This is a genomic window from Rubritalea sp. (assembly GCF_039830215.1).
GTDB lineage: Bacteria > Verrucomicrobiota > Verrucomicrobiia > Verrucomicrobiales > Akkermansiaceae > Rubritalea.
Window position 1 is genome coordinate 1 of sequence record NZ_JBDOPO010000133.1, and the last position, 3,284, is coordinate 3,284.

Consider the following 3,284-nt stretch of genomic DNA (forward strand, 5'->3'; position numbering starts at 1 on the left):
CATGTAGGTGGATTTGAGGGTTTCGGATTCGGTTTTGAGCGATTGTTTATCGAGTCGTTTTTGGTTTAGTTGCAGGTTTATCTGCTCTTGTCTCTGATTAGTAAGGGTGAGTGATTTCTGCCAGATGTCAGCACCTATACTGGCAAACCATACGGGGATGATGGAACGGAGTTTTTTGGCGGAGGATAGTTTTTTCTCGGTTTTGAGAAGGCTGAGATGCTCATTTTTGATGGGGATGAGGGAGTCACGCTGACGTCTAGAGGTTTCTAGTTCCTCTCTTATAATGGCGAGATTATCAAATTCTTTGGCAACGCGGAGTGCGTCAGAAAATGCGGATTCGTCTTCGAGTACGAGTTCGCGAAAGATTTGGTTGATGCTGTTTAGCTGCTTTAGGCCGGCAGCTCTGTTTAGGAGAGGGAAAGCGTTAGGGCCGACTTCGAAATAGCTATTGATTCTAGAAAGGTATTCTTTTTTACTGGAATAGATATTGAGTCCAGCGGTTTGCTTGGCTAGTTTTTTGAGTTCTCTGGAGCCGTTGTCGTGTAGGTTGTTGAGGAGTGAGTCAAGATTTACGGTGGAGGCCTCGCTGACGAACCAGATTTTCTTGAGGTCTGACGCGCTGTGTCCGCTGCCATCGATCCAGAGGAGAGCTCCAATGGTGATAGTATTTGTGCCGTTTCCGTAGTTGGCTGCAATGCCGGTGATGGTTTTCCCTGGGCGAATGATGTGGTCGTTTCCACCTGAGACGCTCTCGGCTCCAGTGACTCCGCGTACGTAGGAGACGAGGTCACGGTCGTTTTTAAGGTCCTGACCGCCAGTGGAGGCTAAGTTATATTTGGGTGATGCAACGAGCAGGGTCATCAGGGCATCTATCAGTGTGGTTTTACCACTGCCTGTGGAGCCGATGATAGCTGTGCCATTTTCGTGAATTTCAGCGATGTGTTTGTGTGAAAAGGGCCCCCAGTTATACACCTCTAACTTCTGAAGTAGGAAGGATGCTTCTTCATCCTTAAAGAGCGGTGGAGCTGTGAAAAAGTCGTCCATACTATTGTTCATTGTCTAATCGTGTTTCAGATTCAGCTAGGGTCCGGAGTTGCTCTAGAAGAGCCTTGAGTGTGCTGGGGCTAGCGAGATGGCTGATGAGTGGTCGTATGGTGATTTCTTGATTTTTATCGGGCTCTGAGACTACACCATGTGTTTTTAGTTTTTCAATGAGCGTGAGAATTTTGCGTTCATTTTTGGAATCGCTCCCTGAGTCTGGGAGATACTTGAACATTTGATCAATCAGGATGTCTATAGGCATTTTGATGGTTTCGATGCCGGTGCCTAGTTCTAATTCTTGGACGACGTAGTATTGGCGGAGAATGGCTAGCAGAAGAGATTGCTCTAGCGTTAGGCGTTGTCGCCTGATGAGGGGATGATTCCAGTTATCATCGGGATCTTCAGATTCGTCGGCTCTAACGGAAACGATCATTATACCACGTTGTTCATCGATAGTTAGGCTGAGGTCTAATGGTTCGAGGGCTTGTTCTATATTTGTCTGGTGTCTGATCGCGGCTTGATAGATCTCAGATTTCTCTGAGAGGTCTATCATGCCAGTTTTGAGTAGCTCTTGAGTGACTAGTCTCACTTCGGGATCTGTGCGTGGTGGTGCATCTTCTATGGCTTCTGGACTTGGCGGTTCTTGTTCCATTGTGTTGAGTATTTATGGTTATCCTAGGTTTTCTGAGTCGAGTCCTGTGAGGTCGTCGCTGGTGAATACTATTTTGGGTACGTCGAACTCGATATCTACATGCCTGTCGCTGTCGTCTTGGTTGGATAGGTTAGAGAGTTTGATTTTTTCTCTTTGATCAGAGTGAGGGATGTCAGCCTCCCGAGCCATGGCTAACCAATAGGCAATGGTCTCTAGGTCGTGGGTTGGAGGTAGAGCTTCGGCCAAAGTTGCGATGCTCCATGGTTTATCTGATTGGCTGAGCTGTGCCATAGTTTGTGTGAAAAGAGCCAGTCTATCGAGTCCATTGAAGGATGCCCAGAAGTCGTTATCGAGTCCATCGATCTCTCCGCTGTTGTCTGATAGGTCAATATCTTCGCCAGCGCTGTCATCGATCTCTTTGAAGGCCAATCTCTGGATAGCTGGGATGCTGGGGTGTGAGATGGCTATAGGTGGTAGATTACTAGTTTGCTTTCTGATGTTGTTTTTTGACCAATCAATATCGATGGCGCATTCGAGGATTTCATTGAGTAGGGCTCCGACGCGATGGTGCTCACTGGCTAGCCCGGTTTTCACATAACCTTTGACATCGCGTTCGCCTCTGGCTCTAGCTTGGATGACGCGGTTAGATTCCCTGACAAGCCCTGAGATTAGCCATTGTAGATCTGAGCGTTGTTTTCTGGATAGTGCAGTTAGGGCTGCCTGGTTAGATAAAATAGAGTGGAGTTGTCGCTTCGTCTCGTCGAGCTCTACGTGGCGCGAAAGCTGGGAATAGAAGCCATCGAAAACCTGGCCTTCTGGAGTTTTGAGTAGAGCGTCGTGGCCGTCGAGCATTTCATCTAGCACGTCGCTTCGGCTTTGGTCGCTGCGGACAATTTTTTGCCGCAGTTCACGGTCGGCGTTTCTGTAGGAGTCTTCGACGCGTCGGAAGTCGGCCTTGAGGCTCATGGAGAGTTGATAAACCTCGCGTATGTTTTCGCTGGCTTTATTGCCAGAGAGGGCGGTGAAGTTGCCTTTTTCGACTTCAGTGAGTTCCTCTTGGAGTTCTTTAATTTGTTTCTTTAGGAGATTGGCTCGGCTGATTTTATCAGGGTTGAGTTGGGCTTCAAGGTTGGCGATTTCTCGCTGTGTCGTGGCTAGACGAGAGGCGGTGGATGTCATTGCTTTGTCTTCGAGCCCGTCGGTGAAGCTCATTGCTTTTTGCAGCGAGTCAGTGGAGAGAATGACGCCCTGTCGTTCAACAACGAGTCCCTTACTAATCCAGTTACGTAGTTCAGCTCGGCTGAGGCGGAAGACGTCTTTGTCTTTTATCTGAAACTCAGTGTCATTTGCGTATTCAGCAAACATTTCGCCGAGTTTCTGGGTGGCTTCCTCCATGGGGACCTCACCGTGGCCAGCCTCAAAAAGCGGTTTAAGACAGCTAAGGATTAAGGGAGCGCGGGTAGCAGCTAAGAGAACCCATGCTGGGTGGTGATGCCGGTGGTGAATATATCTGCGGCAGTCTTCAGGGATCATGGTGTTATTGGTGTGAAAATGTCTAATACATGAATGTCATTACAGCGCGAAAAATGAG

The 3,284-nt window shown here is 48.2% G+C and carries 3 protein-coding genes; all 3 read right to left on the reverse strand.

Features of this window, described 5'->3' with window-relative positions; all coding sequences use genetic code 11:
- Nucleotides 1-1,044, reverse strand: a 1,044-nt coding sequence (locus tag ABGY95_RS04465) for an ATP-binding protein (protein WP_347440498.1), incomplete at its 3' end; no start/stop codon positions are given.
- 1 nt (nt 1,045) lies between these two features.
- A complete protein-coding gene (locus ABGY95_RS04470; protein ID WP_347440499.1) occupies nt 1,046-1,693 on the reverse strand; it encodes a DUF4194 domain-containing protein in 648 nt (215 codons plus the stop codon).
- Nucleotides 1,694-1,711: 18 nt separating this feature from the next.
- Complete coding sequence (locus tag ABGY95_RS04475) at nt 1,712-3,226, reverse strand: DUF3375 domain-containing protein (RefSeq protein WP_347440500.1); 1,515 nt, start codon at nt 3,224-3,226, stop codon at nt 1,712-1,714.
- Nucleotides 3,227-3,284: the final 58 nt, after the last annotated feature.